This window comes from Winogradskyella sediminis (assembly GCF_003387355.1).
Taxonomy (GTDB): domain Bacteria; phylum Bacteroidota; class Bacteroidia; order Flavobacteriales; family Flavobacteriaceae; genus Winogradskyella; species Winogradskyella sediminis.
In genome coordinates this window covers 1-5,151 of record NZ_QUNH01000014.1, presented here as the reverse complement: position 1 = coordinate 5,151, position 5,151 = coordinate 1, and the positions used below count along the sequence as shown (strand labels likewise).

At 29.4% G+C, this 5,151-nt stretch carries 6 protein-coding genes; all 6 read left to right on the top strand.

Annotated features, from left to right (window positions below; genetic code table 11):
- Positions 1 to 115: 115 nt before the first annotated feature.
- The 6 genes from C8N41_RS16550 (at position 116) to C8N41_RS16525 (ending at position 4,948) form a co-directional block, all read left to right on the top strand.
- Positions 116 to 511 carry an MntP/YtaF family protein gene (locus C8N41_RS16550; protein WP_147298982.1) on the top strand — a complete coding sequence of 132 codons (396 nt, stop codon included), beginning with the start codon at positions 116 to 118 and terminating at the stop codon, positions 509 to 511.
- 149 nt (positions 512 to 660) lie between these two features.
- Positions 661 to 1,680 carry a hypothetical protein gene (locus C8N41_RS16545; RefSeq protein ID WP_115840085.1) on the top strand — a complete coding sequence of 340 codons (1,020 nt, stop codon included), beginning with the start codon at positions 661 to 663 and terminating at the stop codon, positions 1,678 to 1,680.
- A 147-nt stretch (positions 1,681 to 1,827) separates the two neighbouring features.
- Positions 1,828 to 2,802, top strand: a complete 975-nt coding sequence (locus tag C8N41_RS16540; protein ID WP_115840084.1) for a hypothetical protein — start codon at positions 1,828 to 1,830, stop codon at positions 2,800 to 2,802.
- A 159-nt stretch (positions 2,803 to 2,961) separates the two neighbouring features.
- The gene (locus C8N41_RS16535; RefSeq protein WP_115840083.1) at positions 2,962 to 3,465 is read left to right on the top strand and encodes a hypothetical protein; all 504 of its coding nucleotides are present in this window, start codon (positions 2,962 to 2,964) and stop codon (positions 3,463 to 3,465) included.
- Positions 3,466 to 3,690: 225 nt separating this feature from the next.
- A complete protein-coding gene (locus C8N41_RS16530; protein WP_115840082.1) occupies positions 3,691 to 4,188 on the top strand; it encodes a hypothetical protein in 498 nt (165 codons plus the stop codon).
- 10 nt (positions 4,189 to 4,198) lie between these two features.
- On the top strand, positions 4,199 to 4,948 hold the full coding sequence (locus C8N41_RS16525) for a hypothetical protein (protein ID WP_115840081.1): 750 nt from the start codon (positions 4,199 to 4,201) through the stop codon (positions 4,946 to 4,948).
- Positions 4,949 to 5,151 lie beyond the last annotated feature (203 nt).

The window sequence follows — 5,151 nt, the reverse complement described above, 5'->3', positions numbered from 1 at the left end:
TCAAATTATTTTTTTGCCTTCTAAACGGCTTAAAAAAAATCTTTTGAACGTCTAAATTTGAACCAAAAAGAGTCAACCTATTTCAGTATAATACAAAAAACGAACTCTGAATTGAATGAACAAACCTTACGCAATAATATTTTTCGGATTTTTAGCAGTCATTATGGGAATTGGAAAAAATGCATCTGAATTTATTCCATCTGAACTTAAACTGACTCTCGGAATCGCACTCATTGCTTACGGGATTTATCTGATTTACAAACCGACTTCTGAAAAGACTAATTCACAAACTCTGACAAAGAAACTGCCGAAAAAAGGACGTTCTTACGTCTTTTTAGCGATTGGAATTTTATTATTAAAATCACCTGACTTTTTTGACCCTGATAATCCTTATGAAATGAATTTTATAAAAATCTTAATTTTTGTTCTTGGAATTGGATTTGTGATTTATGGACTAAATTTATTTTTTAAAGAAAAAAGAAAGAAAAGAGAAAGTGGCTCAATTGAATAAAAAACGATTTGGCAACAACGTGTATAATTAATTGCTTTGGTCGTTGCCTACTTGGAAAATTCCTTCGGAATTTTCTCGCGTTCGTTTTTGTTTACTAAATTAGTTGCTGAAACACGCAACTAACCATACACAAAACCGTTAGGCAACATATGAAAAAAACATTCGGAATATCATTAATTATCTATCTTTCAATATTTGGTTGCTCAAAATCAAATGTCAATTCTGAATATAAAAACGACGTGTTTAACTACGGTTTTAATGGAAAAGTAAAATCTGTAAAATCTCAACTTTTTAACTTAATTGTGGAGAAAGATACTTTTAGAATTGGAGAGAAAGTTAATTCACTCTCATTTGACCGAAATTCACTTTTGGAATTTAATGAACTTGGTTATTTGACATCATCAAAAGAATTCTACTCTAATGGAAAAGTAAGTGATGAAATTATTTATACTTACGATGAGCAGAACCGTTTGATTAAAAGAAAGGAAATTGACAATTACGGCAAAGGTTCTTTTTATGATAATGAGTTCAAATACAACTCAACGGACAGTATTACGGAATGGATAATTTCAAATAATAGCTTTAAAAGATTTCACAAAATAAAACGTGACGACAAAAATCGACCAATAAAACAAGAGACAATTCAAAACGATACATTATTTGGAGTATTTTCTGTGGTGTATGACCAAAATAACATTGTTTCAGAAAATGAATACAAATACGAGAACAAACCAGTAAGGCTACTAAAAAGAAAATTTAACAAACAAAACCTGAAAGAAAAAGAAGAGATAACAGAATACAAAACTTGGGATACAATAAACTATGAAAACCATTATGTCTATAATTCAAAACAAGAATTGATATTAGAAAAAAGGTTTATAGAAAACGACACTTTATACGACGAAATAAAAAACACATACCATCCAAACGGTAAATTAAAAGAGTCAATAAGTACACCAAAAGGAAGCAGTTACTTTGTAATAACAAATCAAAAATTTAATGAGAAAGGACATTTAATTAAGCATTCCCGAATACCAAACGATGAGAAGGAAAAAGAAATTTGGGAATATGAGTATAAGTACGATTCAAAAGGTAATTGGATTGAGAAAATTAATTACAAAAACAAAATTCCTTTACGAATTGTGAAGAGAGAAATTGAATATTATTAAAAAAATACGTTGCCTAACAATGGCTATAAGTAATTGCTTGTTCTCGCCTACTTTGGAAATTCCTGCGGAATTTCCAACTTGGTGTGTACTTGTAAAGTTAAGTGCTAAACCACGCAACTACTCATAGCCGAGACCGTTGCCCACAATATGAAAAAAACTTTGAGAACTACATTTACATTTGGATTTTTATTAATTGGAATTACTGTTTTTGGACAAGAATTCGGATTTGATATTCATAATATTTCGCTGAATGAATATGTCCAAATGGAAGAAAATTTAAAAAGCGAAAGAATTCCAACGACTTCAAATCACGTTTCATTTAGTGGAGATGCTCAACCGATTAAATTCAAAAGAACTGAAAAGAAAATAGCGGACTTGATAACTTACTATTACTTTAAAGAAAAAGACTCAACAATGAGTTCTGTGCTTTACGAATGGGATGTTTCTAATTTTGAAAAGAAAGATAATAATCAAAAACCTAAAAAATATCAAAAAGCATTTATCTCAAAATACAAAGAACTTAAAGAAAGTATTTCAAACGAATTTGGAGAACCAAAAACAAAGAGAAATTATTCTAATATTAGTCGATTAGATTCCATAAATACATTTGTAGAAAGTTCAACTTGGAAACCGAATGATAGTACAGAAATTGAAATGTATGCAACCGTTTCAAACTACTATGAGAAAAAAGGTGCAATGACTATAAATCCAGTTCATAGAATAAGACTTTATATCAAAAACCAATCAAAAGAAAAGGAAAAAGAAATTCCAAAATTAGACGAGAAAAAACTTTCTGAATTAGAGAATATTAAGAATGATTTTTTCAAAGTTTTAAAATCAAAAGATTTAATAAAATCGAAAGAATATTTATCCGACATAATCAAAGAAAAGGTTACTGACGAACAATTAAATCTATTAATCGACAACATAGATTTTGACAGAAAAACTGAATTAATTTACAGCGGAATCCAAATGGGATTTAATGGAAGTATGTTTACATTACTTCAGTACAAATATTCAGATGACAGTTCAAGTCCGCCAAATGAAATGATTAAATTAATTTTTGACGACAAAGATAAAGTTGTAGGAATTCAGCCGATTAAATTACAAGGAAAAGAATAAAATACTGTGGGCAACACCGTGTATAATCAATGGCTAGTTCTCGCCTACTTACGAAAATCCTCGCGGATTTTCTATTCGGTTTTTATTTGCTAAATTAGGTGCTTAAACACGCCACTAATCATACACAAACACGTTGTAGCTAATTAAAACACCAAGAGGATGAGTGAGAAAGGAATTTTGCATATCAAGCTATTTAAGTATCTGATTAAAAAGGATGGTGCTTTTGGATATGTTCAAATTCGAGATTTTTTGATTGAACACTTTGAGGATATAGAAACTGAAAAAAGCCGATTAAGGATAAAGCACTTTTTAGATTTTCTTATATCGGAAAACTATATTGAGAAAAAACCTTATGAACAAAGAGGAATATGGATAATTAGTGAGCCGACAGGTTTTGTAAAAGCAAAAGATATTTCTTCCGTTATTAGAATAAAACCCAAAGGTGTTGAAATTTATCAATCTTATAGGAACGATAGGTTTAAAAAAAATATAAGCAGAATAGGAGTATTCTTTAGTGCAGTAGCATTTGTTTTATCAATTTTGACACTTAAAAAACCATCAACAGAACAGTATGACAAACTAAACAAGAAAATGGACTCAATAATAAAGGTTATGAACCAAAAGCCAAAATTAGAAAAGTCAGACAGTTTAGAAAAGAAATAAATAACCACAAATAAGTATCAGAATCATATTTTGACTTATTAGATGAATTTGACATAGCGAATCTGAATTTAAAAAACTAGCTACAACATTGTATAAAATTAATTGCTTGTTACTCGCTCACTCGGAAAAATTATTACTTTCCAAAATAAGGTCTGTACTTGTTAAAGTGCGTTCTTAACCAACGCAACTAAATCTTATACGTAGCCGTTGTACGTAATTTAAAAAATGACCGGAAATAAAATTAGAAATCTTACAATTGACGAGTTTTATGTTTTTACAGAAGAACAGTTAGATGGTATTAGTGACTTCGAACTTTTAATATTAAAAGGACACATACTTGTCGAATATACTTTGAATTGTTATTTAGAAGCCATATCAAAAGATAAAGATTCAGATTTCTTTAAAGAAAATTTATCTTTCTCGATTAAAGTCAAAATAGCAAAACATTTTGGACAATTAGGAAGTGTTGATGACAACCTAATTAAAGAGTTAACCATTTTAAACAAACTTCGAAACGATATTGCTCATTCTTTATCATATAAAAAAGAGCACTTAACAGAACTATTTTCGGAATTATCAAAAAAAAGTCCTTCAGGTCTAATTTCCGATTCAAAAAATTCTCAACAAGAAAGATTTATTGGAGTAATATCGTTTATAACAGGAGCGATTTTTACAGCATATAAATATTATACAAATCCAGAAGAACTTAAAGATTTTATATAAAAATTATACTATGTGGATAAAAGAACCTTCTAATGTATTAGGCCAATCAATGCACGAAACTGTAAATTTCTTATACAATGTGGATAACATCTATATTATGGATAATCATTTGGCTGCTGGTTGGTCGTGGTTACAAGAAATTAACGTTGACAATTCACATTATTACTTACATATTGACAGGCATTATGATTTATTAGGTTTTAAAAATACTATCCAAACTCAAGTCCTCGACAAAGGAATAAATCTTCACGAAATATCTTTTCAAGAGTATTTAGATTTAAAACAACCTGGAAATAATGGAGATTTATTTCAAATGTTTAGATGGGACAATTATGTTTTAAATTTAAGTTATGCTTATCCTGACTTATTCAACGAAACTTACTTTGCAACTCATAATGACGGAAATAGAGAAGATGATTTCATTACTAGAGACGTAGATTTTTTAGAACTTTTGTCTGAAATAGACTATTGGATTGACGAAAGAAGTGACCGAGATTGGATTTTAAACTTGGATATTGATTATTTCTATGGATATGTTAATGACCAAAAAATACAAATTATTGATGATGAATACATCCAACAACTTGCGATTAACATCAGAAAAATCATTGATAAAGTAAAGGTTTTTACAATATGTTTAAGTCCCGAATGTTGCGGAGGGTGGCAAAATTCGATTGACAAGGCTGAAATTATTTGTAAAGTTTTGAATTTGGATTTTATTGAACAACTGAAAGAAAAAACTACGTACAACAACGTATAAAATTAATTGCTAGTACAAGCCTACTTACGAAAATCCTCGCGGATTTTCTATTCCGTTTGTATTTGCTAAATTAGTTGCTTAAACCACGCAACTAATCTTATACAAAACCGTTAGCAAAGATTTTGGTGCTAACTTACAATTTCAACGAAATCACTAATTTCTGTGCTTATTTTCAAACCAAAATACGCTGGAATTTAAAGCGG

Excerpts from the sequence above, each read along its gene's own strand:
- C8N41_RS16550 (WP_147298982.1), top strand. The coding sequence starts at position 116 with ATGAACAAACCTTACGCAATAATATTTTTCGGATTTTTAGCAGTCATT.
- C8N41_RS16540 (WP_115840084.1), top strand. The coding sequence starts at position 1,828 with ATGAAAAAAACTTTGAGAACTACATTTACATTTGGATTTTTATTAATT.
- C8N41_RS16525 (WP_115840081.1), top strand. The coding sequence starts at position 4,199 with ATGTGGATAAAAGAACCTTCTAATGTATTAGGCCAATCAATGCACGAA.
- C8N41_RS16545 (WP_115840085.1), top strand. The coding sequence starts at position 661 with ATGAAAAAAACATTCGGAATATCATTAATTATCTATCTTTCAATATTT.
- C8N41_RS16530 (WP_115840082.1), top strand. The coding sequence starts at position 3,691 with ATGACCGGAAATAAAATTAGAAATCTTACAATTGACGAGTTTTATGTT.
- C8N41_RS16535 (WP_115840083.1), top strand. The coding sequence starts at position 2,962 with ATGAGTGAGAAAGGAATTTTGCATATCAAGCTATTTAAGTATCTGATT.